Annotated in this window: 28 protein-coding genes; 9 read left to right on the forward strand and 19 right to left on the reverse strand. The window is 50.6% G+C overall.

All coding sequences use genetic code 11. From position 1 onward, the window contains the following. Positions 1-130: 130 nt before the first annotated feature. Entirely contained in the window at positions 131-466 is a 336-nt protein-coding gene (locus tag KZ483_RS02600; RefSeq protein WP_397376145.1) for a YflT domain-containing protein, read from the reverse strand. 170 nt (positions 467-636) lie between these two features. On the opposite strand from KZ483_RS02600, the gene KZ483_RS02605 reads away from it, so the two are divergent. Beyond that, the gene (locus KZ483_RS02605; protein WP_220351232.1) at positions 637-2,385 is read left to right on the forward strand and encodes an alpha-glycosidase; all 1,749 of its coding nucleotides are present in this window, start codon (positions 637-639) and stop codon (positions 2,383-2,385) included. A gap of 181 nt (positions 2,386-2,566) precedes the next feature. Then, the gene (locus KZ483_RS02610) at positions 2,567-3,817 is read left to right on the forward strand and encodes a sugar phosphate nucleotidyltransferase (RefSeq protein WP_220351233.1); all 1,251 of its coding nucleotides are present in this window, start codon (positions 2,567-2,569) and stop codon (positions 3,815-3,817) included. Between the two features lie 274 nt (positions 3,818-4,091). Here the strand turns inward: KZ483_RS02610 and KZ483_RS02615 are convergent, their stop codons facing one another. The 5 genes from KZ483_RS02615 to KZ483_RS02635 all read right to left on the reverse strand — a co-directional run bounded on the left by KZ483_RS02615 (position 4,092) and on the right by KZ483_RS02635 (position 10,986). Next, positions 4,092-4,985, reverse strand: coding sequence for a carbohydrate ABC transporter permease (locus KZ483_RS02615; protein WP_220351234.1), 894 nt, complete (start codon positions 4,983-4,985; stop codon positions 4,092-4,094). Between the two features lie 18 nt (positions 4,986-5,003). Further along, complete coding sequence (locus tag KZ483_RS02620; RefSeq protein WP_220351235.1) at positions 5,004-5,894, reverse strand: ABC transporter permease; 891 nt, start codon at positions 5,892-5,894, stop codon at positions 5,004-5,006. An 89-nt stretch (positions 5,895-5,983) separates the two neighbouring features. After that, positions 5,984-7,696: an extracellular solute-binding protein gene (locus KZ483_RS02625; RefSeq protein WP_220351236.1), complete on the reverse strand. Its 1,713-nt coding sequence runs from the start codon at positions 7,694-7,696 to the stop codon at positions 5,984-5,986. A gap of 136 nt (positions 7,697-7,832) precedes the next feature. Then, positions 7,833-9,239 carry a response regulator gene (locus tag KZ483_RS02630; RefSeq protein ID WP_220351237.1) on the reverse strand — a complete coding sequence of 469 codons (1,407 nt, stop codon included), beginning with the start codon at positions 9,237-9,239 and terminating at the stop codon, positions 7,833-7,835. After that, positions 9,232-10,986, reverse strand: a complete 1,755-nt coding sequence (locus KZ483_RS02635; RefSeq protein ID WP_220351238.1) for a sensor histidine kinase — start codon at positions 10,984-10,986, stop codon at positions 9,232-9,234. The genes KZ483_RS02630 and KZ483_RS02635 overlap by 8 nt, the downstream gene beginning before the upstream one ends. Before the next feature lie 226 nt (positions 10,987-11,212). On the opposite strand from KZ483_RS02635, the gene KZ483_RS02640 reads away from it, so the two are divergent. Then, on the forward strand, positions 11,213-11,668 hold the full coding sequence (locus KZ483_RS02640) for a helix-turn-helix transcriptional regulator (RefSeq protein ID WP_220353219.1): 456 nt from the start codon (positions 11,213-11,215) through the stop codon (positions 11,666-11,668). 13 nt (positions 11,669-11,681) lie between these two features. Beyond that, a complete protein-coding gene (locus tag KZ483_RS02645; RefSeq protein ID WP_220351239.1) occupies positions 11,682-11,987 on the forward strand; it encodes a hypothetical protein in 306 nt (101 codons plus the stop codon). Here the strand turns inward: KZ483_RS02645 and KZ483_RS02650 are convergent. Continuing rightward, the gene (locus tag KZ483_RS02650) at positions 11,984-13,771 is read right to left on the reverse strand and encodes an ABC transporter ATP-binding protein (protein ID WP_220351240.1); all 1,788 of its coding nucleotides are present in this window, start codon (positions 13,769-13,771) and stop codon (positions 11,984-11,986) included. The genes KZ483_RS02645 and KZ483_RS02650 overlap by 4 nt on opposite strands. After that, positions 13,740-15,524, reverse strand: coding sequence for an ABC transporter ATP-binding protein (locus KZ483_RS02655; RefSeq protein WP_220351241.1), 1,785 nt, complete (start codon positions 15,522-15,524; stop codon positions 13,740-13,742). Before KZ483_RS02655 ends, KZ483_RS02650 begins: the two co-directional genes overlap by 32 nt. Before the next feature lie 314 nt (positions 15,525-15,838). Between KZ483_RS02655 and KZ483_RS02660 the strand changes: the two genes are divergently transcribed. After that, positions 15,839-16,273, forward strand: coding sequence for an SRPBCC family protein (locus KZ483_RS02660; protein ID WP_220351242.1), 435 nt, complete (start codon positions 15,839-15,841; stop codon positions 16,271-16,273). A gap of 141 nt (positions 16,274-16,414) precedes the next feature. On the opposite strand, the gene KZ483_RS02665 is transcribed toward KZ483_RS02660, so the two are convergent. Together KZ483_RS02665 and KZ483_RS02670 are read right to left on the reverse strand one after the other, a co-directional pair. Continuing rightward, positions 16,415-16,741 carry a DUF2087 domain-containing protein gene (locus KZ483_RS02665; protein WP_220351243.1) on the reverse strand — a complete coding sequence of 109 codons (327 nt, stop codon included), beginning with the start codon at positions 16,739-16,741 and terminating at the stop codon, positions 16,415-16,417. Positions 16,742-16,981: 240 nt separating this feature from the next. Next, positions 16,982-17,563 (reverse strand): Gmad2 immunoglobulin-like domain-containing protein, encoded by a 582-nt coding sequence (locus tag KZ483_RS02670; protein WP_220351244.1) that lies wholly within the window; start codon positions 17,561-17,563, stop codon positions 16,982-16,984. 296 nt (positions 17,564-17,859) lie between these two features. Between KZ483_RS02670 and KZ483_RS02675 the strand changes: the two genes are divergently transcribed. After that, complete coding sequence (locus tag KZ483_RS02675) at positions 17,860-18,012, forward strand: hypothetical protein (protein ID WP_220351245.1); 153 nt, start codon at positions 17,860-17,862, stop codon at positions 18,010-18,012. A gap of 89 nt (positions 18,013-18,101) precedes the next feature. Here KZ483_RS02675 and KZ483_RS02680 read toward each other — a convergent pair whose 3' ends face one another. Next, positions 18,102-18,608, reverse strand: coding sequence for a ferritin (locus KZ483_RS02680; RefSeq protein WP_309568670.1), 507 nt, complete (start codon positions 18,606-18,608; stop codon positions 18,102-18,104). 58 nt (positions 18,609-18,666) lie between these two features. After that, positions 18,667-18,891, reverse strand: coding sequence for a DUF1450 domain-containing protein (locus tag KZ483_RS02685; RefSeq protein WP_220351247.1), 225 nt, complete (start codon positions 18,889-18,891; stop codon positions 18,667-18,669). A gap of 357 nt (positions 18,892-19,248) precedes the next feature. On the opposite strand from KZ483_RS02685, the gene KZ483_RS02690 reads away from it, so the two are divergent. After that, positions 19,249-19,764, forward strand: coding sequence for a DUF6843 domain-containing protein (locus KZ483_RS02690; RefSeq protein WP_220351248.1), 516 nt, complete (start codon positions 19,249-19,251; stop codon positions 19,762-19,764). A gap of 299 nt (positions 19,765-20,063) precedes the next feature. Here KZ483_RS02690 and KZ483_RS02695 read toward each other — a convergent pair whose 3' ends face one another. Next, positions 20,064-21,215, reverse strand: coding sequence for a sialidase family protein (locus KZ483_RS02695; RefSeq protein WP_220351249.1), 1,152 nt, complete (start codon positions 21,213-21,215; stop codon positions 20,064-20,066). A 371-nt stretch (positions 21,216-21,586) separates the two neighbouring features. Here KZ483_RS02695 and KZ483_RS02700 point away from each other — a divergent pair, with 371 nt between their 5' ends. Continuing rightward, positions 21,587-21,799, forward strand: a complete 213-nt coding sequence (locus tag KZ483_RS02700) for a YwbE family protein (RefSeq protein ID WP_220353220.1) — start codon at positions 21,587-21,589, stop codon at positions 21,797-21,799. Here KZ483_RS02700 and KZ483_RS02705 read toward each other — a convergent pair. From KZ483_RS02705 to KZ483_RS02730, 6 genes are all read right to left on the reverse strand, one after another. Next, a complete protein-coding gene (locus KZ483_RS02705; protein ID WP_220351250.1) occupies positions 21,771-22,145 on the reverse strand; it encodes a DUF6463 family protein in 375 nt (124 codons plus the stop codon). The two genes, KZ483_RS02700 and KZ483_RS02705, sit on opposite strands and share 29 nt — an antisense overlap. Before the next feature lies 1 nt (position 22,146). After that, positions 22,147-22,389 carry a hypothetical protein gene (locus tag KZ483_RS02710; RefSeq protein WP_220351251.1) on the reverse strand — a complete coding sequence of 81 codons (243 nt, stop codon included), beginning with the start codon at positions 22,387-22,389 and terminating at the stop codon, positions 22,147-22,149. Between the two features lie 112 nt (positions 22,390-22,501). Further along, positions 22,502-23,674, reverse strand: coding sequence for an ArsA family ATPase (locus tag KZ483_RS02715; protein ID WP_220351252.1), 1,173 nt, complete (start codon positions 23,672-23,674; stop codon positions 22,502-22,504). A gap of 51 nt (positions 23,675-23,725) precedes the next feature. Continuing rightward, positions 23,726-24,208: a MarR family winged helix-turn-helix transcriptional regulator gene (locus tag KZ483_RS02720; protein ID WP_220351253.1), complete on the reverse strand. Its 483-nt coding sequence runs from the start codon at positions 24,206-24,208 to the stop codon at positions 23,726-23,728. Positions 24,209-24,431: 223 nt separating this feature from the next. Continuing rightward, positions 24,432-25,013, reverse strand: a complete 582-nt coding sequence (locus tag KZ483_RS02725) for a type 1 glutamine amidotransferase family protein (protein ID WP_220351254.1) — start codon at positions 25,011-25,013, stop codon at positions 24,432-24,434. Positions 25,014-25,199: 186 nt separating this feature from the next. After that, entirely contained in the window at positions 25,200-25,781 is a 582-nt protein-coding gene (locus KZ483_RS02730; RefSeq protein WP_220351255.1) for a thioredoxin family protein, read from the reverse strand. 205 nt (positions 25,782-25,986) lie between these two features. Between KZ483_RS02730 and KZ483_RS02735 the strand changes: the two genes are divergently transcribed. Then, on the forward strand, positions 25,987-26,160 hold the full coding sequence (locus KZ483_RS02735) for a hypothetical protein (RefSeq protein ID WP_220351256.1): 174 nt from the start codon (positions 25,987-25,989) through the stop codon (positions 26,158-26,160). Positions 26,161-26,239: the final 79 nt, after the last annotated feature.

A 26,239-nucleotide genomic window follows, 5' to 3' on the forward strand; every position in this document is an offset into this window, starting at 1 on the left:
GGCGGCTGCCTCCTTGGCAAGCGGGTTTTTGCATCTTTGCGGCTGCAGGAGGCAGGTGTTTTTGCATATTTGCACACAAGACGAATAGGCTGCGCCTTGGGCTGCAGCCTATTCGTGTGTGCCGATAGGGTTAGTGAAGATTCGTAATAACGAGTACACGGCCGCGGTCGAGTTCCTCCTCATAACGTTCGGCCTCGCTGTCGGTAAGTCCGATGGACTGAAGCTTCGCGCGAATTTCGTCACCGCGGGAACGGAATACATTTGCCAGAGATGTGAAGACCCCTTCCTCCGACGGGCCGATCCGATTGGCATTCGATGCATCGGCCAGCGATTTCGTCTGGTCGCTGTCATGTGCCAGAACATAAATATCATCCTGCTTATACCCTTGCTTGTTCAACTCGCGCACCGCGTGCAGTGCATCCATGGCTGTCGTCACAATTTGAATGCTCGGTCTCATTTCTTGCATATAAATCCCTCCGAATTTCAATTGGATTCGCCAGGTGAGGCTAGTCCTGTTTTACCCGAACGCACCCATGGCTGAATCAGCCCTGAGATTCAGGAGGCATGGTCCCGGTGTATATGTTGAGTAAGCGACGTTTGGACGCGTACTTGCCGGAAAGAGGAGTTGAGAGGGCTATGTTTCCTGAATGCTTTCACCATACGCCGCGAAGCAACTGGGCTTATGCCTATGACAAGGACACGATTCATCTCCGTGTTCAGACGAAACGGAATGATGTCGAGGAAATTACGGCTGTGACCGGAGATAAATACGACTGGGATAGATGTCACGAGGATGTACCGATGGAAAAGGTCGCTGCCGACCATTTCTTCGACTACTGGGAAGCCGCAGTCAAGCCGAAATACAAGCGCTTTTCCTATGGCTTTCGGCTGAGAAGCGGCGATGAGACCATCTATATGATGGAGTCCGGACTATATCCCGAGCAGCCTTATCCGGCGGGCGGCTACTATGAGTTCCCTTATATACACGAGATCGATATTTTCACGGCGCCGGAATGGGCGAAGGAAGCGGTCTTTTATCAAATAATGCCGGACCGTTTCGCTAAAGGAAATCCCGATATCGATCCGGAAGGCGTCGCGGAATGGAGAAGTCCTCCCGCAATCGATAACTTTTTCGGCGGCGATTTGCAGGGAATAATAGACCGGCTTGATCATTTGAGCGAGCTTGGCGTGACCGCAATATATTTAACGCCGATCTTTGAGTCGCCGTCCTATCATAAATACGATACGGTTGATTACCGGAAGGTTGATCCGCATTTTGGCAATACGGAGCTGCTCAGAAAGCTTGTTCAAGCTTGCCATAACCGAAGTATTCGCGTCGTGCTTGATGCCGTGTTTAACCATACGGGAGAGGAATTCCCGCCTTTCCAGGACGTAGTTAAGAACGGCAGGAAATCACAGTACGCCGATTGGTTCTACGTCCGCTCCTTTCCCGCCCGGGTAAATGACGGCGTGGCGACTTACGATACATTCGGATTCTACGGCCATATGCCGAAGCTGAGAACGTCCAACCCCGTAGTGAAGAAGTATCTGCTTGATGTGGCGGAGTACTGGACCCGGGAAACGGACATCGACGGCTGGCGGCTGGATGTGGCGAATGAGGTGGATCATCATTTCTGGCGGGATTTCCGTCAAACGGTGAAGGCGGTTAAACCCGATGCGTATATTATCGGCGAGGTCTGGAGCAATTCGCTCATGTGGCTGCTCGGAGACCAATTCGATTCCGTCATGAATTACCCTTTTGCGGATAAAGCGATGAGCTTCTTCGCTTCGGAAGAAGTCGACGGCCGCACTTTCGCCGAGCAGATTAACCACCTGCTTATGTGTTACCCCCAGCAGACAAGCGAGGTGATATTCAACCTCCTATCGAGCCATGACACGCCCCGAGTATTAACCCGCGTCGGAGAGAATAAACCCCGCCTAAAGCTGGCCGTCGTTTTTCTGCTCACCTATATTGGCACACCGTGTATTTTCTATGGCGATGAAGTCGGGCTTAAAGGCGGCAACGATCCGGAGTGCCGTCCCTGTATGGTCTGGGAAATGGAAGGGCAGGACCGGGAGCTCTTCGATTTCTATAAACTGCTGATTAACCTTCGTAAGAAGCATTCCGTTCTCCGCAGCGGCCGGTTTCGTTTCCTGAAGGCGGATGAGGGCGATTCCCGCATTATCTACGAGCGGCTCGGCGAACGAGAGCATTTTACGATATGGATGAACAATACAGGGGATCATACCTACCTCCAGCACAAAATGGATACGAACGACTGGCACGATGCCTTGACCGGGGTGCATGTCCCGGTGTTGGACGGGCAGCAAAATGTGGAGCTGGAGCCGTTCGGTTACCGCATCCTGTGGCGGACGATCAAGTAGTGTATGAGAGGTTTGCGGTGCGTGAACAATACCCGATCAGCAGGCGATTGAAGCACAATTCTTCCAATATTACGGAAATTTTTAAAATCGTTTCATTTAATCCCGGAGCGTTTATTTAATACAACATAGAGTTACGCGAAGGCATAAGCCTAGCAAATTTCGACTCCGGGAGGTAACCGAGATGAAAGCTAATTCTTGTATTGCCATGTTGCTTGCTGGAGGAGAAGGCCGTCGATTAGCGCCTCTTACAAACAAATTGGCCAAGCCGGCTGTTCCTTTCGGCGGTCGCTGCCGGATCATCGATTATACGCTCAGCAACTGCGTACATTCCGGTATTGAAACGATCGGAGTACTGACCCAGTATCAATCCGAATCGCTTCACAGCCATATCGGAGACGGGAAAGCTTGGCGCAAGAGTGAAAGCGCGAAGCGGACCGACATTGCCCTGCTTCCGTCAAGCAAGGCCGAGGGCGGTGAATATCTGGGAACCGCAGACGCAATTTATCAGAATATCGACTACATCGACCATTACAACCCCGAGCATATTCTGGTGCTGTCCGGAGATCATATTTACCAAATGGATTACACAAAACTGATGGACACGCATATCGCAAGCGGCGCCGCCGCAACAGTCGCGGTCAAGCGGGTTCCATGGAAGGACGCGAGCCGATTTGGTGTTGTTCATACCGATGAAGCGGATCGAATCCTCGATTTTGTGGAAAAGCCCCGGCGACCGGAAAGCAATTTGGCATCGATGGGTATCTATATGTTCCGATGGGCGGATCTGCGGGCCCTTCTTGTGGAAGACCACAGGGACATGTCCTCCAGTCACGACTTCGCCAAAGATATCATCCCCCGCATGCTGCAGCTTGGCATAAGCTTGGGCGTACACCCGTTTGAAGGGTACTGGCGGGATGTCGGCACCGTTGACAGCCTGTGGGAAGCACATATGGATTTCATCGCCGGCGACATTGTTCCGGCTGCAGAAATAACTGCCAAGCCCGAGGGAGCATGGCCGATTATATCGCGGGACACGAGGCAGACGCTCGCCTCGTATGTATGCCCGAAGGCCGAAATCCGGAATTCATTCATTCAGCATGGAAGCTCGGTCGAGGGTGACGTAGACCGGTCGGTTATATTCGGTGACGTTGCTGTTGGACAAGGGGCCGATATCCGGGAAAGTGTAATTATGCCGGGAGCATGGATCGGGCGCAATGCGTGGTTATGCCGCGCGATAATCGGCGAAGGCGCTGTAATTGAAGACGGAGCCGTGATCGGCAGCATGAACGGCGATGTAACGGTAGTTGTGGCGGAAGAGCGATTGGCAGCGCCGCCGCGGTTTGTCGTTACCCCTTGCCGGCTGCCGAATGATTTCTTCGAGGAACGGGATTTGTCCCTGCCGATCCTCTCCCTCGAGAAGGGCAGGTCATGAAACCCGGGAAGTGTATCCGCATGAATGATCCGCTTATGCGAGGCGGTGCGGAATACGTGAGAATGAGAAAATTGAAGCCTCCGGCACATCCACGTGATAAGTGGTGCTGGAGGCTTCATTTTTCTTTATATAGTTGATCTGGCCACTTGGCATTGCCTTTATCGGCCAGCCCCGGGTTAAAAGGAGCGAAATAGTGCCATGGGTGCGACTAATTCGGCCGAATGCAGGTGCAGGGAGCGAAATAGTGTCACTAGTGCACTATTTCGCACGCCGCCTATTCTTTTACCGACCCAAGGGTGATCCCGTGAATAAAGAAACGTTGGATGAACGGATAGATAAGCAGTATCGGAATCATCGAGATGATGATCTTGGCCGCGTTGAACGTGCGGTTGGAGACGGCCATCGCTTCTGCCAGCTGGTCCGGCGACATTGCCGTCATCGCCTGGGCGCTAAGCTGGGCGACCAGTGTCTGGATGTACGTCTGCAGCGGGTAATGGTCCTGACTGTTCATCAGGATAAGGCCGTCAAAGAACGAGTTCCAGTGAAACACGATACTGAACAGCGTTACGGTGGCGATTGCGGGCAGCGACAGAGGAACGAACAGCCTGAGCATAATGTACCAGGGTCCGGCCCCGTCAATCTCCGCCGCTTCGGACAGCTCCTTCGGCAAATTTCGGAAGAAGTTCATGAGCAGGATGACGTTGAACACCTGCACCGCATGGGGCAGAATGAGTGCCCACATCGAGTCCAGCATGCCGTAGGATTTGATCGTCATAAACCATGGCACGATGCCGCCGCTAAAAAGCATGGTGAAGACCAAAAACCACATATATGTGTTGCGCATCCGGAACTCCTTCGGTTCCTTCGACAGCGCGAACGCCATCATGATGTTAAGCGCAAAGTTGAGCAATCCGCCAAACAGCACCCTCTTTACTGAAATGAAGAATGCATTGAAGAATTGGGTATCGTCCAGTACCTTCGAGTAGCTGGCCGTCGTCGCCTTGATCGGCGTGAGCACCACTCTCCCGGCGTCAGCCGCCGTCTTATCGCTGAACGAGACGGCCACGGTATGCAGAAGCGGGATAAGACATGCGAGTGTAAACAGGATCAGCACGGCAAGTATCGTTCCGTCGATAACTCTGTTGGATAAACTGGTCCTTCCCACCATAGTAATTCACCTCATTCATCAGAAAATGCGATAGTTGGCAAAACGGCTGGCCATGAAATAGGAAACGACGACGAGAATAAAGCTGACGACCGATTTCAGCAGGCCGACTGCGGTTGCCAGGCTGTATTGAAGATCATTGAGGCCGACCCGGTACACGTAAGTGTCGATAATATCGGACGATTGATAAACGAGAGGGTTGTACATATTGAAAATTTGATCGAAATTCGCATTCATGACGTTGCCCAGTGCCAGCGTTCCAAGCAGCACGACCGTGGTGCGCACGCCGGGCAGCGTAACGTGCCACAGCTGGCGGAAGCGGCTCGCCCCGTCGATATCCGCAGCTTCGTACAGCACTGGATTGATGCCGGTTAAGGCGGCCAAATAGACGATGGCGTTAAAGCCGAATTCCTTCCACACATCAGTTGCGATGATGATCCCGGGAAACCATTTGTTACTGGCATAGAAGAGAATGGGATCGACGCCGAACAGCCCGAATAGTTTATTGACCATACCGTCGAGTGAGAACACGTCGAAAAATATAGTCGCAAGCAGCACCCAGGAGAGAAAGTGCGGCAAATAGACAATGGTTTGGATGGTCTTGCGCATAAATCGCTGCCGGACCTCATTCAGCAGCAGCGCGAATACGAGCGGGATAATAAGGTTGGCAATGATTTTCATGACCGCGAGAAAGACCGTGTTGAAGAAGATCAGTCTGCTGTCGGGAAGCATGAACAAATAACTAAAGTTTTCCAGCCCGACCCATTCCGAGCCCCAGATGCCCCTGCCCGGCTTGAAATTCTGAAAAGCCATCACCGCATAAAACATCGGCACAATGCTGAACAGTATAAGGAAGATGATACCGGGAAGTACCATGACATTATAATGAATCGCATTCTTTCTTATTTTCATGGTTTTCACCGCTTTTTATCGAATTTGTAAGCAATGGAAAAAGGAGGGGCCCCCAGCGTTATGCTGCCGGGAGCCCGCTGATACTCTGTTTATTTCTTGTTCACGATATCGGTCACTTCGGCTGTGATTTGATCACCGCCGAGCTTCTTCCACTGTGCTGTGAAATCGTCGAAGGCGCTGACAGGCAGATCGCCTACGATTATTTTCAAGAACGTCTCGTTCTCGAGCTTCTCGAGCGTCGCCCACTTCGTTTCCATCGTGCGGGTCGTGCCGTAGAAGACGCTGTAGACTTTATCCATAGGCTCGGTTGCGAGAATTCTTCCGCCTTGGGCATAAGCGATTGCCGGCTTCCAAGCATCCATGTTTTTCTTTGGATTTTCTTTCTCTATAACGGAGAAATCATACACCTGCTTCGTGTCCGGATCGAATGTCGCCGGGTCGACTTCGCCTTTTAACGCCTTTTGAACCGCCTCATAACGCTTCACAACGGCGTCGGAGTAGTCAAGCAGCAGGTCGAACGGATAGTAGTTGCGGATGTGAACGCCGGTAGCTACAGCGTAATCATCGAGCTTTTTCACTTCCGCCGTGTTCGGATCCTGCCGTCTTTCGTAGCGGGTGAATACATTAAGCATTTTTACAGCAGCTTCGGGATGCTCATATCCTTTGCGCACCACGATATATCGGTCCGTCACAGGGGCCATGTGGGTTACAAATTTGCCGTCTTTATCAGTCGGCACCGCGTAAGCGTGCCAATCGGCTTTCGTGTCATTCGTTACAGAATCAGCCAGCGGCCAATACGGCATCCACCAAGGACCGAAGAACAAGCCTGTTTTGTTGGCAACAATCGGCTCCTGCGTTTCTTTGTACAGCGCGAACTGCTGGTCGATCAGGCCGCGTTTGTACCAATCAGCCAGCTTGGCAAGCGCTTCTTTGTTCTCGGGTGTGACCGAGCCGTAGACGACATTGCCGTTTGCGTCTTTGATCCAGTTTTTCGGAAAAGCATGGTAAGAGCCGAAGATGGAGTCAAAGCCGTTCGGGTTCGGTTTCTGTCCGTAAACGACCTGCTTGTCGCCCGTCAAGCCAAGCGTATCCTTCTTGTTGTTGCCGTCAGGGTCCTGATCGACGAACGCTTGCGCGATTTTCTCGATGTCATCGATCGTCTTCGGCGCTTGAAGCTTCAATTTGTCGAGCCAGTCCTGGCGCACCCATAGGAGTGACGGAGCATCGGCTTCGATCGCCACGTTCGGCAGCCCGTACAGCTTGCCGTCAGAGGTTGCGTCCTGCAGAGCCATGCCTTTGGTGGAGGCGTAAATGTCCTTCACCAGCTTGGAGCCGTATTGGTCATAGACATCCGTTAAATCTTCCAGCATGTCGTTATCGATGAGCTTACGCAGCTGATTGCGGTCGACGACCATTGCATCAGGCAGGTCATTGCTGGCGATCGCGAGGTTAACCTTCTGCTTGAATGCGTCATCGCCCTTCGCTTCCCAGGAGTGAACGACCTTAATGTTTGTGAGGCTTTCAAAATAACGCGAGGCTATGTTGTTATCGTTTGTGTCGCCGTCCGCCAGCTTGTCATCGGGAATTTTGAAGCCGATGGTCAGCGTCACGGGATCTTTGTATTTCTCGTAGGCCAAATCTTCATCGGACGGTTTCGTAGTACCGCCGCCGGAATTGGATTGCGTATTCGCGGCACTGCCGTTATTCGACTTTTCGTCGGATGACGAACCTTTGTTTACGCTGCTGCAGGCGCTGAGCACTAATGAGAAAGCCAGCGTGAGTAGAAGCAGTTTCGCTTTCATGGTATTCCCCCGTTTCTTTTGTTGTAATTATTGGTTACGCTTTCAGTATAACCGGGCAGACATGCTGTGCAGGAGGGAAAACCGACTCGTGTTCGCTTGGGGACGTCTGCAATTATCGAACCGAATTCATAGCGGGTTAAACCGTTTTCCCACCATCAGCCCGGTATTCGGTCGGCAGTTTGCCGACATGTTCACGAAAGACGCGGCTGAAATATTTGTCATCCTCAAAACCGGCAAGCGAAGCGATTTCATATACGGGCACACCCGTTTCCAGCAGCAGGGACTTTGCCCGCTCAATCCGCATATTACGAAGCATCTCTCCGAACGACTCCCCGGCAAATTTGGCAAAGCATTGACTGAAATAACTGCGGCTCATATTGATATGATGGGCAACATCGTTTTGATTGATTTTGCTCCCGGACTCGCGCCTCATGAATTGGACCGCGCGGACGAGACTCAGCATGACGTCCTTTGAAAAGGATAGCTCGACCATCCTCCGCTGCACGAGATCGGAGAACCGGCGGAAATCGTTCTTCCACTCGCTCCAGGTCCGGCTCCGTCCGTGGGATATGGTAAACCCCGCATCCTCGTCCTCCAACCGGAACAGTTCGCCCCAGTCCTTCCGGAGCGCAGCGGCAAAATTGACAATCCGCGCAGGCTCCGGCTGGAGCTGCCTTACCTTCCGGATGAAGGCGTCCCATTCCTCGGCATAGAAGGCCCACTTCAGCGAATGCCAATGGCTGAAAGCGGCTTCGGTGTCCGCTCCGGAAGGTTCCGGCATCCCTTCAAGCTCTTCATAAGTAACAGATACGATATAGGGCGATTGCGCGGATTCATAGAACAGATACCGTCCGAGTTTGGCAGCGAGCGTTCGCTTGATAACCTCCAGCGGCTTATCAGTCAGCCCCGTTATAAGCGCCGCCTGCCAGTGGCTCGAGGCTCCGCCGCCAAGCTCCCGTTTCAATTCTTCACGCGACGGTGTGTGTGTTAGCGGGGCCATCCACATGCCGTTTAATGAAATGAGCGGATTCCGCTGCGCAAGGGGAAGCCGGAACAGCTCGCTGCTCTCTTCGCCTGCAGAGATTGGGAAGAACAGCAGCGCGGATGAAGCCGCGGCCGGCTCCTGTCCCGTGCTCGCCGAATAGCCGGAACGGCTGCTTTCCTCCCACCTTATTCGCTCGACGATACGGTGCATTACTTGATCGAGATTATCCATCTCGAGCAGTGTCTTTACGATATAATCAATCGCTCCGAGCCGCAGAGCTTCATGGACATAATCGAATTCATGGTGGCAGGTCAGTACGACGGAATGCATGCGCGGATAGCGCTGCCGTACCTGCTTGATCAGATCGAAGCCCGATAATCCGGGCATCGTAATATCCGTGAACAGCAGGTCGGCCTCGCTTTGAGACAGAAGCTCCAGTGCTGCCTTGCCATCTGCTGCTTCGCCGACGATTACGATTCCGTAGGTAGCCCAATCGATCATGGAAATAAACCCTTTGCGAACCAGCTTCTCGTCATCGACAACAATTGCCTTAATCATTGAAATCCTCCTTCGTTTTCTTCGGAATCTCAATGGTGAGCGCCGTTCCCACATCCGCCAACCCTTCCAGGCGAATCTGCACATGCTCGCCGAAAAACCGCTTCAGCAGTCTGTTTACATACGACAGACCAATACCAAGCCCGCGCCGCGAGGCATCGCCATCTTCCGTCAGCATCTGCTCGAACGTCTGAGGGTCCAGACCTGAACCGTTATCCTCGACCTTAAGCAGTACCGTATTCGCCCCTGATGAACGAATCGTAATGTCGACGCGTCCCTGCCTTTCGCCTGTACCGTGGTAGATCGCATTCTCGACGAGCGGCTGCAGCAGGAAACGGGGGATGGCCAGTCCGCGCACATCATCATCCACATATAAATTGAACTCGAATTCATAATCGTAGCGGATACGCTGCAGCTCCATGTAGTTTTGCAGCGCGTCAATTTCCTGTTGAACCGTTACAATAATGCTTTGCTTGCCCAGATTGTACTGAAGCACCTTGACGAGCAGAGTCACCAGCTTGTCGATTTCCTTCTGGCCGTTCATCCGCGCCATCCACTGCACGGTATTGAGCGTATTGTGAAGGAAATGGGGGTTGATCTGGCTGAGCAGCTTCTCGATTTCAAGCCGGCTCTTCTGCTTCTCGTTATGCTCCACGGCATTGATCAGTTCATTAATCTTCGTCTTCATGTCCTGAAAGTTGCCAAGGAGCAGGTCGAATTCCTCCACATTCGTGAAGGCAACGGGCATCTCCCGGTTCTCCGCCATCCGCACGATCTCCACGTTTACTTTGCGCAGCGGCCGGTAGACCTGCTTCCAGATAAAGAGCGCCAGCAATAGAGCGAACACCAGCGTACCGAAGGCCAAAATCGCGATTCGCTTGAGCCACAAATAAATTTCGCTGTTGAAGGTCGAGTTTTGGACCGCAGTTATGAGCTGCCAGCCTTGAGGGCTCGTATAGCGGAAGAGGCGATAGCCTTCGTATTCCCCGCTTACTTGTGAGCTTTCGTACCACTTTGTCGTCTGAATGTCCGCCGGCGTATCCTTATCCTCCACAAAAGCGATCTGGCTATGTTCGTTAACCAAAAGATGGGACACTTTCATGCCATAAGACTCCTGGTTCAATATATTGCGGAACAAGTTGTAGTTGGTCTCCAGGTAAACATAGAGCTTACGCTCGTCCGGCGTGCGGACAATCCGCGTCGACGAGAACACGATATTGTCGCTGCCGCTGTACATCGTCTTATGGGGGCCGTAATACGAGGCCCCGTTATAATTCATAAACGGTGGAAGCTTGCCGATATCTAAGCCGCGGCCTATGCTGAAATTCGTAAACAGAACCGGATCCGCGGCTTCCGGCATAATATAGGCGGTTACCCCCAGATAAGGGTTCGTAAAATTAACCAGAGTGATTTTCTTGTTAATGCTCTCCATAATCTGCGATTTCTTATAAATTTGCTTCTCCTGCAGGAAAGCCGAGACTTCATCCACGATTTGACCGTCAAGCGCAAACTGCTTGGACGCAAAATCGAGATTGTTGATTGTATTCTCGAGACTGGCGGCTTCCTGCTTCAAGCTGGCGTTGATCCCGCTCTGGATTTTATTTTCCAGTATGGAGTATATGGATGAATAAGTCATAAAGGAGAGCAGCACGAGCGGTAGCAGGCATCCGATTATAATGTAGATGACAAGTGTGCGGCGCAATGATCGTCCGGCCTGTGGATGACCGTGAAACAACTGCCTGATTTGCATAACCTCTCTCCCATCCCCATTGTCCATTGTACGGAGGTATTATAGCATACAGGGTTTTCTTTAAGAATACACCCGGGTCTTTGTGATCGCTGGTAAATAACTGTTTTGTGGATAGCGTTTTCCAATTATTTCAGCACGGGAGAGGATTGCCAAATAACATTAAATGTGTAAAAATACACTTAAAGCGCGAAAGGTAACAAATCCGACAGGGGTGATGGTTATGGTTATGGACAAAGAGAAAATGATCGATCTTATTTCGAATAAAGTTAAACTTGTTCGAACTGAACAAGATTACACCCAGGATAAAATGGCTGAGCTCCTTGGTATCTCGAAGAAAACGCTTGTTCAAATCGAGAAGGGGAGAACTTCCGCAGGCTGGACCAATGCCGTTGCTGTCTGTTCTTTATTCAGAAATAGCGAAATATTACAAGCCGCATTAGGTGACGACCCGTTGGAGGTAATTACGACTATTGCTCATGAAGCTGTAGTAAGTCCCAAGGAAAAAACAATGGGAGGTAAAATTTGGTGGAAAGAAATCGGCAAAAAGGGCCATTACCGCTTGCAGCAAAATCTGATTAGTCAGCATTATCGAATATTAGATGACCAAGATTATCGTTGGTACAGTTCCGTCGATAAAGAAGAAGCATTGAATCATCTGAATGAGTTAAACAATTCCAACTAATGAGGTGTCCTTCATGAGAGATGTCGACATAGAAACTTTGTTACACTTTGGCGTCATGGGCGTTGTGTTCATAGCGGTCATGATCTGCACAATTTTACATTTTCGAAACACGAATTCGATGCGTAAATCATTGCTCCTATCAATAGGTGTGGCGCTTCTGTTATACGGTATTGCTGGGGCGTGGTGGTTTTCTTATGTCAGCGATGGTTTAGCCCAGGTGTTCGGAGTGATGTTTTATGGAATCGCATTTGTTGTTACGGGGTTGGTTAGTACTGGTGTTTTACTTGGAATAAAAAAAGCAGTCAGGAGAAGAGACTAGCCTGACTGCCTTGTCTTCCGAAGCTGATCATTGTGCTGGAATTTCAGCGGCGTTTCCTGTTCCGACCACAACTCCCGGTAGATACCAGGCCGTGAAACCAGTTCCGTATGAGTGCCTCTCTCCAACAGGCGGCCTTCGTGCATCACCAGTACCTCGTCCGATCGCAGAGCGACATCAAGGCGATGGGTGATGAAGATCAAAGTCGTACCCTTAAGTTTACCGATCAATCGGTCAAGCAGTCTCCGTTCGGTTCCTTGATCAAGAGACGACGTCGCTTCATCCATAATGAGCATCGCCGGCTTGCGAAGCAGCGCCCGTGCGATGCTGATCCGCTGCCGTTCTCCACCGGAGATCTGCAGGGCTTGCTCTCCAACGTGCGTGGACAACCCTTCAGGAAGGCGGGAAATCCACTCCTCCAACTCCGCGCTTCGGACTGCTTCCATTACGGCTTCAATCTCGTAATCCTCGAAGCCGTATACGATATTATCCAGGATGGTGCCGCTATGCAGCATGACATCCTGAGTAACGCAAAGCACGTGACGTCTTAGCCACGATTGATCTATTTGGCCAAAGGGGATACCGTTCAAGCTGATAATGCCGGAAGCGGGTTCAATAAGCCTCAGGAGCAAATCGGCGAGCGTCGATTTACCCGAACCCCGATGTCCGGCAATAGTCACAATCGAGCCTGGAACGAGGCGAAAGCTGACGTCGTCAAGCGCCAACCGATTATCGTAACGGTAGGAAACACGCTGAGCCTCGAGTGTTAATGGCCCTTTCGGTACAGCGCCCCCGCCTGCAGGCGGCACGGGAAATACAATGTCCGCCACCCGGTCAACAGAAGGTAATACTTTCACCAGGTCCAATACCATTTCAATCAGATAAATGCCGAACGGCCGCAGCCAATTATACACGGCGACGAATGCGACGAGCGAACCAATCGTTATTTTGCCGTTTAGCGCTAACCATCCGCCTGCCGTATACATAAGGACCATAAAGCATGCGTTCAAAGAGCCTTGAATCATGCGAACCCGGTGATCGGCGAGTACCCCGCGTCTGGTATGGTTCCATTCCTGGCGAAGACAGTCCCGGACATTCCCCGCAGCAAGGGATTCCTGCCCCGCGGCTTTGATGAGGGCGGCACCGGATACCAGCTCACGCACCATCTCAGACACAAGCGAATTATGGCGGGCCGCAGCGGCCGCTCTCCGCTTCACCTGGCGGCCCAGAATCGTCATAAGTACCGCTTGTCCCGCCCATAGGATGAGAACGACGGCCGCTAAAGCCGGCTGAAGAAAAAGTAGAATCGCGGCCCCCGCTGTAATGGTCACTACATGAAACAGCATAAAGCCGAGCTGCCCGTTCACCATATGCGTGATAGAGCGTGTATCATCCAGCATGCGCGTCAGCAGATCGCCGGCCCGGTTATTATTGAGTACGCTAAGCGGCTGATGCTGGATACCGTTGTACAAATCCGCCCGTCCAGCACCGGCAAGCCGAATGATGAATCGTCCCCAAATATTCTCAAATAAAATCATCATGCTCCCTATTATCGGCGCGAGCACCATGCATACGGTAACGATGACCAGCAGATTCCAATTGCGCTGGGGGAGCACGCTCTCAAGAATGTATTTGGTCAAGAAGGGGGGTGTCATGAACAGGAGGCTGCCGACTATATTTTTCATTACAATTAAAGAAAAATTTTTCCAATGCGGCGCAAGATGCCTTCTGACATAGGTACCTGCACTTTGCTGTTTATCGGGCGACGGGTGCAAGCTTAAACTCATGACTATCGTATCCCTCCGCTTCGTAATCTCTCTGCATACTTTCCTCTTGCCACAGCTTGGCGTACAGACCTTGAAGGCTCATAAGCTCTCCATGGGTACCCTGTTCGACAAGCTCGCCTTCGTTCAACACGAGGATCCGGTCGGCCATGACAGCTCCTCTCAAGCGGTGGGTGACATTGATCCGGGTAATTCCGTTTGCATATGTATTCAGCGCGCTATATACGCCGGTTTCACTCTTCTGGTCAAGCGAGGAGGTAGCTTCATCGAGCAGCAGTATGTCCGGTTTCTTCACCATCGTACGGACCAGTCCAAGCAGCTGCCGCTGTCCCCCGGAAAGGCGATTGCCGCTCGGGCCGATCTCTGAATCATAGCCCAAGGGAAGCTGCGAAATAATATCCTCCGCCCCGAATGCTTTCATCCACATATCCAGCACCGGCTTATCCGCTCCCCCTAAATAAGTTAAATTGCGATAAAGGGTATTCCGGAACCAAATACCCTCCTGCATTACATATCCGACACGGTTTCGCAAATGCGTCGCATCCAGCTCACGGATCGGAATCCCGCCGATCCTGATGTTGCCCCCGGATGGCTCGTGCAGCCGGAGGAGCAGCTTCAGCAGCGTGCTTTTCCCGGCACCGCTCGGCCCAACAATGGCTACATGCTCGCCCGGTGCAACGGTGAAGCTTAGATTGCGAAGTAACTCACCGCGTTCCCCTGCCGCATGGACACCCTCAAATATGATCGGTTGCCCCAGGTAATCAGACGGCTTACGTAAGCCTCCTTCTATGCCGGGCTCAGTCGGCAGCTGCAAATATTCCCTGATTCCCTGTATCCGCACCTTGATATCCGCAAAGCTCACATATAGCTCGAAGAATGAGCGAACCGGCGCGTTCAGCGCCGGGATGTAGGCGATAATCGTCACAAGCTGTCCGAGCGAAGCCTGTCCTGCTGCCATCTGCCAACCGGCGAACAGAAAGACGAATGCCGGAGCCAAGGAATCGGGAATCCGCGGAAATGTCTTATATAAGCTCTGAGCGATGCCTTCCCGGTAGGTGAGGTCTGCCCATTTAGCCTGATCGTCTGCAACGTCCGCGAGAGCCCTCCGCTCGGTGCCGTACAGCTTGATCTGCTTAAGGGCCTCAAGCTTTTCCAGCAGGCTCTGCCGCAGACGGGCGTCGTGCGCAACCAGCTCTTTTCTGGCGATGCTGCGTTTTCGTCCATAGAGCTGCACTGGAATAAAGAGAACAACGTAAGCCGTCAACAGAACCACTGAAAGCACCCAATTCCAGCGAAAGATGACCGCCATCGCCGCACAGGCGAGCAGAAGTTCCTGGACGAAGCCGGGAAGTGTAGACAAACCGAACTGCTGGATGGCCCTTGTATCCTGCGTGCAGCGCTGAAGGAGTTGTCCTCTTGGTGTTTTGGTGAAAAAAACGGAGGAGGTGCGGAGCACGGCCGCCAGTATTTCCTCGGTCAGCGAGTAGGATAGCTTAATCATCGTCTTAGCCGATACGTATGACCGAACCGAAAAACACAGCTCCGACAGCAGCAAGGCGCTGAGTAATAACAGAGAGGTCCGGGCCATGCCTTTGCCTCCGTGAAGGGTTATTTCGTCCATTAACCGGCCGATCAGCAGCGGGGCAGCCGCTCCGCATATTGCGGCAATTACGCTTAACAGCACTACAAGCACAAACGCCGCTTTAGATCGGCTGAATTGTTTTACAAAGAATATAACCCAGTCCGGTATTCTCATAGGACATTACCTCCACAGAAAGGTGAAAACGCATTTATCGTAGCAGTCACCGCGTGGAAGGGTCAAACGGTAAAAACAAATGTTCGCCTTTTTTGATTTGTTGCAGCTGCCGGGACCGAGAGCATTTTCTGAAAACGAATGCTTGTATTTTCTCGTTCTTTCGCCCGTTTATGAAGGATACATAACTTTTCATAAAGGCTATGTTTCAACTTCATTGTTTGCGGTCACTATGGAACTTATGATTGATAGGGTTTCCAGTTTAATGGTATAATTAACGATAAACCCAAATCTAATATAGTGAGGCGGTAACTATAATGGAAACAGGTAATAAAGTAACAATAACGGTAGAAACCACAGTTCATGCGCCAGTTGAACAAGTGTGGGAATATTGGACAGAACCGCAGCATATAACAAAATGGTCTTTTGCTTCTGATGACTGGCATGCACCAAAGGCGGAAAATGATTTAAGGGTCGGCGGAAAATTTCTTACTAGAATGGAAGCAAAGGATGGAAGCTTTGGGTTCGATTTTGGTGGAGTTTATGATGAAATCAGAGTAAACGAATTTATTTCTTACACCCTTGGAGATGGAAGAAAAGTCACGGTCACTTTTATTAGTCAAGAAAGCGACACTAGGGTGATTGAAGATTTTGAAGCAGAAGAGACCCACCCCGTTGAGCAGCAAAAAGCAGGCTGGCAGGCGTTTCTGGATAATTTTAAAAAATACAGTGAAGTTTCCAAGGAAGATTAGGATAAACAAATCGGACATCCAGGTTAATAAACTTATTTTTAAAACCTTCCTTTGGGAAGGTTTTTTTAAGTAAGCAAATAATAGTCGAATGCCCTTTCAGGAAGAAGACTTACGATTAATTATCGGCGTTGATCAAAGCTCCTAATTGAGAGTTTTCCAATCCCGCCAATCACCAGGTTCATTCACTTCGTATATGTCGTTATTTCGATTCACAAATTTGTGTATAAAAAGTTCCCTGCGTATCGTAGCGTAGTCTTCGTTCAGCGGTTTAATGAATTCATTTATTTCTTTTTCCGTGTACTTTTTATTGGCATTAAGCTGGTTCGCAAGGTGCTCAAGTACTATTAACTTTTTTTTCAATTGTGACGGAAGATGCTTTATGATGCCTTGCTCGGTGAAAAAATTTCGAAGTACAGATTTCTTCAGCTTTTCGTTTTTGGACAGTGCATTTGCAATTTGTTCAGACATAATGTTCCTCCATATAATTAGATACTAATCTAATTAGATAATAATTAAATTGGGATCTAATGTCAAGACTTCTCTGAACAAGGTTTTTAACGCTTTTTTCCTTCAATAATTGAATAAAGCAAATCTTAATATAAGAAAATCAACAACATAAGATTAACTTAGTCTTCATAAAAAAGAGCCCTCCGCGAAGGAAAGCCCGAATCAATATTCAATGTTCATGCTGAGAAAGAACGGATTTTTCTAACCCACCTGCTTGAGCAGCTTCTTGTCGAATTTGAGCGGGATGTGAAGTACGTTTATCGGCCTTCCGTCTTCAGCGCTTATTTCAAATATAGTCAGCACACCGGTGGGACTTGTCGGCTGCTCCTTGAAAGTAACGGTAAATTCGAAGTTCCCCCATTCAGGCGCTCCCATATCAGCCATCGTATGCCCTTCAGCCAATATATTGTGACCGTCTTCGAACGAATAGCTGAATGCGGCCTCGAACACCCTGGCTTGGCCTTTCACCACGAAGGGACCGTCGATTTCGCTGTTCGGAGCAGGCGAATAAACGCGGAACGCCTTGTTTTCTGCGACTATCTTGGGCTGTCCCTCTTTGTCTTTGCCGGAATTCTCCGCCCCGGTGTTTTTATCCCCCGAATTAACTGCGCCATCCGTTTGGTTGGTTTTGTCCGGATCGTTGACCTTACCGTTCCCGCCGCCTTGCGTGGGCTGGCCCGCTGTCTTGTCTGCGGTATCGCCGCTGGATGCACAGCCGCCCGCAACCGCCGCAATGAGGAGAACCGCGATCCAAACCAGCACGAGCTTACCAATTGACTTCATGCGTATCACTCCTTAGTAGTTTCACCTGGCGTTCACTATTATAGATGTGGATTAAGGTGAACATGTTGCAATATTTCCGGTGGAAATTGTTTACTCTCCCCTTAACGGTAACCTGTATAGTATAAACAACAAGCCCACCAATTTATGTCGGAAGACGGGGATTGATGTTCTCTTGGGGTGGATACACTTCCGGATGACTGCAGTCATAGGAAGCTTTGACGCCAGTCACTTGTTTGAATTTTCCTTTACTCTAAAATTGATACAGTACGTATCTGATTGAGTGGGGGATTTCTGTAATGGAACGTAAACGAAGAATGAATAACAAGTGGAGGGTGTGGGTTCTGCTGCTGTCGGCTTGGTTTGCTGTCGGCAGCGTCATAACAGGGGCTGAGGGGAAAACGAGGATAGGCGGAAAACATAATAAGAGGGTGCCCGATTGGTCAACATGACCGGCGGGCACCCTCTTGCTGTATTGAACGGAGGATCGAATATATACGCGTTGCAGATGAATTTCTTGCGCTTAAAAGCTGTTGCGCTGTTATCCGGCGGCAGGCGGTGTAAATGTACGCTGCGCGAATTCGTTGTCCATCATGAAGAAGGCGTTGCTGTCGTGTTCGATCCGCTTCAGCTTATTAATGATGCTGTCGAACATGGCCTCTTCTTCCACCTGCTCGTCGATGAACCATTTGAGAAATTGAATGGTCGCATGCTCCCGGTCGTTCATGGCCAGATCGGACAAATGATAAATGCGCTTCGTGACCTCTTGTTCATGCTCGTAAGCATGCTGGAAGGCGTCAAGAATGGAGCTGTATTCGTTATTCGGGTCTCCCATACCGGAAAGTGTCACGCGCACACCGCGGTCATTCAAATACTTATAGATCTTCATGCCGTGAAACCGTTCTTCTTCTGCCTGCACGATAAAGAAATTAGCGAAGCCGTCGAGGCTTTCACCCGAGCAGTAAGCGGCGATAGCCAAGTACACATGAGCGGAGTACAGCTCGAAATTCAATTGGTCGTTTAAGGCTTGGCTGAGCGAATCGTTCATCATCGGCCGCACCCCCCTTTCAATGATAATTTTCTATATCGTACCATAATTTATGCGTTTAGCCTATCCGATGCTTGAGCTTCTTATACAAAACGTCCGCACTCGGCGCGACGATAACCTCAGACTTACCAATCAAGACAAAGCATTGCTTCGAGCATAGCTTGCAGCTGCCGAGGCAATCCTTCTTCTTTTGCTTGATCTCAGGAAATTCATTTTTAAGTGATTTATAAACTTTCTTGGAGCCGTTTTTCAAGTTTTTGCAGCAGTATTTGATTTTCTTCATCAGTCCGTACCGACCTCTCCGAGGTATGTGAAAATCCTTCTCATTACAATGATAGTAATTCTCATTATCATTGTCAAAAGGTTTTTTAATACATTTGTTAGACAATTCCTCCATTAGGCATCTGTATGGAATATAGGCGCTTCATCGGAAATGTGAAATCAACAATAATCCCGTAAAAAAGGTAACAATTTTCTGTATGTGTATGGTAAAATAGGGAACATCAGTTCGCTCGAACGGCTGGCCAATATCAAGTGGGAATGATGACGGTCCTTTTAAACAAGTCACGGGTTTATTTCGGGATTAGGATAGTCCCGGATGCAGCAGCTGGTCCGAACCTAAAGAAAATTGTATTTCGAGATGCTAATTAGTGATTCTGTCGAGGGAGGGCCATCGGTTAACATAAAAAAAGCGCGTTTTTCTAATTTAGTTCTTTTATTATTCATTGCGATCGTAACTGTTTGCATTGTGGCAGTGGGCCTTGCTTTATTAAACAAATCTGCGGAGAAACCTACTTATAAATTCTTATTGCCAAAAGGGTTTACGGGCTGGGTTGAGGTTACATTCGAACAACCCGGTTTTCCTCCTTTAAAAAAAGAGGGCCGTACTATTATCTATGAGGTTCCACCTTCTGGAAAGGTAATGACTGCAAGCAAGAACGTTTCAGGGACATTGATTTTAAATTATGTTGAGCAAGATGGTCGGCTAATTGAATTACCGACAGATGTGTCAATGATCCATGGGCAGGGCACTTCAGGGGGCAGTATATCTGGACCCGATGGCCAAACTGAAATGTTACCTAGTAGACTTACTTTTTTTGTAGGAACGGAAGAACAATGGCGAGAGGCTGTGAAAAACAACCAGTCCGATGAATAGACCAAAACGAATAACGTGATAGATTGTGACAGGGTCTTACACGGGGGCTTACTTGAAGGCTTATCTGCAGGAACACGGAGAGCTTAAGCGGCCTGTTCTCCCGGTAAAGGCGAGCAGCCTTCCTTCCAAACGTTTATGCTAAGAAATCCCCCGGCAGTCGGCTGCCGGGGGATCGCTTTTTTAGAATATGGGACAGAGCGTCTCGCTAAATGCCATGCGCGGTGTCAGGGTTAATGCAAGCCGATAAATGAACCATACGCGATGTCAGGGTTAACGCAAGCCCGTGCACACGGCTGCGGTTAGTCTTTCTCGGGAATGGAAAATTTCTTCGTCCATGTGATGCCGCCGTCATCCGTCGAGTAAATTGCCGAATACGAGATGCTGGTGATCGCAATCCAGCCCCGCTTAGGTGAAGTGAACGAGAGTTTCCCGCCATAGCCCGTTACGCCAGAGACCACCTTGAAGGTTGCGCCGTCGTCAAGTGACCGGCCAATCGACACTTTCTCATAAGCTCCGGATGAGGCGGCCAAATACGCGGCTTGACGGCCAATGACCTGCATGTCCTCAGGGTAGCCGACAGGCCCGTTCAGACCCTCGATCTCAGCCCCCGGAGCAGGACCTCCGCCGGCGGTAGAGTTTGACACGAGCTGTTTCCAGTTCGTCCCTCCATCCTTCGTATGAAAGAGGGAGTAAGAGGTTTGAGACATACCGGAGCCTCCGAGAAGCACCACCCACACGTCCGAGCTGTCCGTGCCGTAGATCGCTCCGCCTATGGCTGACTCGGATTTTACCGTCAGCTTGTTCGACCATGTATGCCCGCCGTCTACGGTGCGCTTTATTTCATAGCCTTGCCCGGGGCGCAGGACGATCGCCCATCCCTTACTCGTCGTTATGAAATGAACATAGCGTGTGTTAGGCGGCGTCGGCACCTTGGTCCAAGTCTGCCCGCCGTTTGTCGTTTTAAATGTGAAGGCATGCGCATAGCCGAACCCCACCTTCTCCGAGAAGAAATTCACCCGTTCGAAAGCATAAGCGCCTGTATGAATTTGTTTGAAGCTGGCGCCGCCGTCCGCTGTACGGAACAGCAGGTTCGGCTGATCGGTTCTTGTCTGCGCCATTACATAGCCAAGCGAATTGGTCAGAAACTGAATTTGGCTAAAGCTGTATTTGCCGCCGGAATAAATCGACTGCCAGTGGCAGCCCCCGTCCGAAGTGCCGATCATAAAACCATTGCCGGCGGCTCGTCCGATGTTCGAGCTGAGAAATTGGATCGATTGAAAACGTGCATCGCCCGTATCCGGCATCGCGGTCAGAGTCAACCCGTGATTGTCCGTCCGGCATTCTGCCGCCGGCGCAGCCGCAGCGGACGACGCCTGCCCGGTCAATAGGCCAGTTAGGAGCATTGCCGAAAGTGAAATGATGCCCAGCAGAGTAATCCCTGTCTTCCTCATGTCGTTTCACCTCGTTCTACATATTACCCCGTTTGAAACATATTCTCTCATTCTCCAGACGGCAGCATGCAAGAAATTGTTGCGGGGCGGATGCGCCAAGGGTTCTTTGCATCCGATCGGTGCTTGCTTTATGATAATAAGCATTGATATGCAGAGCGTATGCTTCCGAAGCAGTTTTTACTTACAAGGAAGGTTGCCCAGGAAGTGTCGTAAAAACTAAGCGTATGCTTCCGAAGCAGTTTTTACTTGCAAGGAAGGTTGCCCAGGAAGTGTCGTAAAAACTAAGCGTACGCTTCCGAAGCAGTTTTTACTTGCAAGGAAGGTTGCCCAGGAAGTGTCGTAAAAACTTTAGGAGGAAGAACGATATGAACATAAATGGGCAGCAGCGGGCGGCCATCCGTCCCGGTCTGGTCGTCGATATCGTATTGAAAAAAGACCAAGCTACGGGACAGACGACACGCGGTGTAGTGAAGGATATCTTAACCAAGTCTCCTAACCATCCGCATGGCATTAAAGTGAGGCTCCAGAACGGGGATGTAGGAAGAGTGAAATCGATTATCGATTCCGGCCAAGGGCAAGGATAATGCCTTGAAGCAGAACTAACCAGAAGCCGGATACGGGCAAAATAAAGGCACCGGCGGCGGACAGGATGATAAGGTGCCAACCGAGTCTTGCGGGAAGCTGCGCGCCAACTTCCTTAACCACCCAGCGCATCAACCGGGCGGCCACCCACATTAAAGCTCCGGAGAAAAGGAACCAGAAAGCGAATCCACGGTCATAATGACCGGCGATCGCGTTGAAAACGCCATTAGAACCGATCGTTTGAAGTATGTCGTAAAATAGCACAACACCGATAGCACAGTGAAGGTACGCCGTCCATTCAAGCAGAAGGGGACTAAGACGCCGTTGAATGCTTATGTTTGTCGTCATATCAGTTGCCCTCAATCTCGACGGTTTTCGCAGGGCGCGCGCTCTTGCCGCGCGGCCGCACCGCGGGCGGCTTGTCTTCGCCGAGCTGCTCGATAAAGCTGTCCAGAATCACCCGGCTGCCGATTAGCGCTTCCCGAAGCGAAGCGCGAAAGTGCCCCCTTGCTTCCTCCGGCACAAGCTCCTCCACAATCGTTTCTCCTGCCTCAGATACGATTCGCGCCCATGTGACAAGCGGTTTTTCCATTTTTCCAACCTCCTCAAATTTTTGTAATACTCCCCGGACTTACCTCCACCTTCGAGCCAGAAATCCCGGCAAGGAAGCCGCCGGTAAAGGTTAATGTTTGATAAGGCTCATTTCACTGCCGCTCCCCGAAGCGAATAAGCAGCGTATCGTCATTGAAGCGGGCGCCCTCAATCGGCCGTCCCATCAGCGACCGCGGCAAATGAACCTTCCGCTTATGAGGGCCGACGTGTACAGTCAGCTCGTCGCCGAGCTGGGTTAACTGCACCTCGTCCTTGCGGATGAAGGGCAGCGACAGCTCGAGCGTGTATGTCTCACCATCCTTGCGGATCGTCTCCGTCCGCCCGCTGTGCAGTATGCCGCCTGCCTGGACGCTGCGGAAAGCTTCCCCGGCGATCTGCCCCAGCGCTTCCAGACCGATCACCTCGCCCGGCATAAGCGGCACGCGCAGGATCGGCAGCGGGCTGAAGCAGTCCTCGATTTCCTGTTCATATCGCCTGTGCAGCTCTTTCCACTGCGCCATGAAGCCTTCGCCGGCTTCATCCGGAAGCACTCGATTAACGATGATGGCATCCGTATGAAAGCCGAACAAATTCAAATAGGTGAACGACCGCCTCGCTTCGGAAATAACCATTTTCTCCGGATTCAGAACGATACGAACGGAAGTGACCTCAGGGTCGAGCAGCACGCCCTGCAAATCCTCCAAATCATGAATGAACCTCTCGATGCTGTTCATCGTCTCGTCGCTCGGCAGCTCCAGGCCGCCGGTCACAAGCTTGGCGACAGGACGCATAACTTTAACGAGGCGGCGTTCATAAGGGAAAATTTTCTCGAGCCACCAATTAAGCACATTCGGATAGCTGAGCAGCCTCAGCGTTTCGCCGGTCGGCGCGCAATCGACGATAAGGGTGTCGAACCGGCCGCTGTCCGCCTGCTTCTTGATCTGCAGCAGGCAGAACAGCTCCTCCATCCCGGGGAAAACAAGCATTTCCTCGGTCGAGACATCGTTTAACTTCGCCCAGTTCATAAATTGTGTCAGCCAGCTTTGCACCGCACCCCAATTGCGCTCGGTTTCCTGCATGCTGTCGATTTCCTGAGCCCACAGGAGGGGTGCGGCCTCCACAGGATCCGGCCCGAGCGGAAGGTTCAGCACATCGGATAAGCTGTGGGCTGCGTCAGTGCTCATCACGAGCGTCCGCGAGCCTTGCTGGGCAAGCCGAATTGCGGTAGCCGCGGCAATGCTGGTCTTACCGACACCGCCTTTACCGGTATAAATAATGATTCTCATAGAACCGCCTCCCGAAAGTTACTACGAAATCGTAGTATATGTGTAAAAAAATTAGTCGCCGATTTCAATTTTACGCGGCTTCTGTTCCGCGATGTCCGCCGTTTTGCCGGATGAGACTGGCTGCTGAAGAGCTTTGCCGACTTTAATGGCGAGACCTATGAACTGGGTGATCTCCTCTGGCGTGAGCGCAGCCTGCACGCGTTCGAATAAATCATTAAGCGTCTCTTTCCCTTTACCGGCAAGCTGCTCGCCTTCTTCCGTGAGAGTGACAAGAATGCTCCGTTGATCCTTGTCTGAAACCTTTCTGACGATCATGCGTTTCCGTTCAAGCCGCTTGGCGATGCTGGTCACAGTACTGAGGGGAGCGCCCAGCTCGGAAGCAAGATCGGACATCGTCATTTCCCCGTGGAAAAGCAGCACCATGAGTGTACTCAAATCCGATCGGCTCAACTGCTCTTCCAGTGCCGTGGCATCGGGAAATACGCTTAAAGGCCGAAGACCTTGTTTAAATAAGAGTTCAATAAGTTGGTCCATATCCGTCCTCTTTACTGCGAAGTCGTACTATTTATAATCTGATGTTACTACGCTTTCGTAATAAATGCAAGCGCCGATTCAATTCTTACTCAATTCCGCTGCCATTTAAGGGACCTTGGGACGCAGAAAAGCAAATGCGATTCTCCATATGTTCCGCGTAACGCGGCGCAGCCGTTCTAACGCAAACGGGCGCCCAAAGAGGACGCCCCAGTATTGTAAAATTTTAGATACTCAAATAGCCCTGTTTGAATATCTTATACCATTGATCCAGCTCTTCACCTTGAAGAACTCCCAGCTTTTCAAGAATCAATTTCGAGAATTCCACAGCGCCGCTGCCGTTTGCGGTGATCAAATAGTCATCACTTGCAGCCTGCGCCGCAATATAATGAGCTTCTCCGCGGTATTCGGGAGCTCCTTGCTTTAAATATTCCAACGTATTCCCGGTATGCCGGCGTTCGTCCAGAAAACCGTGTCTGCCCAGAAACGTGGTTGCATCGCATATGGCTGCTACAACAATCTGATGCTGTAAGCAATAATCGACCAGTTCTCTGGCCTGCTGATTCTTTTCTTCATGCCATCCGGTTCCGCCGGGAATGATCAGCATCGCCATTTCTGAATGGAAGGAATGATCACTTATTTCGTAATCCGGCAGTACCTGCAGCCCGCCCATGGACGTTTTGGGGAGTTTATCGATTGCTACCGTCTTTACACGGTAATTTGTACCTGGTTTATTTAATTCCGGGCACACATAAGCGGCTTCCCAATCGGCAAAACCGTCAGTAACGAATACCAGCACTTCTTTCATAAGGAATACCTCCACGCATCATTATTTTTATCTCTTCGTCAGAATAACAGACGTCCCCTGTCAACCCTTGTCAGCAGATCTGTACGTGGAGGCAGCTGATGTATCGAAGTGGAAAATATGCTTAGCATGCTGTGAAAATAATAAAGCCGGCCTGTGGGCCGGCTGTTCACTTCCTGCGAGAAAAAATTATACCAGATCGCAAGCCTCTTCCGGCATCCAGTGAGCGTCTTGTCCATCCCACTTCACATTGCAGCCAATCGGATTTGTGAGCGGCACCGATATCGTTTTGCCGGATAAATGCTCAGTCAGGGCTTGATCCAAATCGTTGACCGTCATTTTGCTCGTATCACGCGGCTGATCGACGGCCCGTCCCGTGTATATCAGCTTCCGATCCGCATCGAATACGTAGAAATGCGGCGTCCGCAGCGCACCGTAGGCTCGCGCGACATCCTGCGACTCATCGTGAAGGTAAACCCAAGGGAAATTGTGCTTCTCCATCTCCTCAACCATGTGATCGAACGAGTCGTTCGGATATGTGGCTGCGCTGTTGGAGTTGATACCGACGAAACGGACACCCTGTTCGGTGAATTTCAGCGCCGTACTGCGGGTCACTTCATTGGAACCTATAACATATGGACAATGATTGCAAGTAAAGAAGACCACGAGCACCGGCGCATCTGAGAAATCATCCAGGGAGTATGTCTGACCGTTCGTTGCGGGCAGCGAGAAGCGTGGCGCTTGTGCTCCGAGTTGCAGTGTGAAAGCCATCCTATTTCCTCCTCTTCCAAAGCCAAAGTTGGTGATTACTCCCAATTATAACGGTCTTCAAGCCTGGTTACAACCACTACATCCGCATCTTCCTGGTATTTAAAATAAAGGACTAAATAGAAAAACGCATGAATAACACGTCGCCCTTTGTCATTAATTAAGACAGATAAGGCGATGCACGCAAAACAGGGAATTGAGGTGAACCATGTTGACAGTAGTTATTATATTATGGCTGATTTCTATTATCGGTCTGTTCTGGGTATGGGCCGATGCGTCCGAGAAGAAGGGAGGCAATATTGGATGTCTGTGGGCTCTTGTTGTATTGATTCTGGGACCGATCGGATTTATCGCATATCTGTTTGTGCGAAATATTGATTGAACCCCGGTTTTCAGGGCGTCAGTTGCAACGCGAATCGCAAATAGAGTAGGATAAAAGAAAAGCATACCTTGCACTTCTA

Origin of the sequence: Paenibacillus sp. sptzw28 (assembly GCF_019550795.1) — a bacterium.
GTDB lineage: Bacteria > Bacillota > Bacilli > Paenibacillales > Paenibacillaceae > Paenibacillus_Z.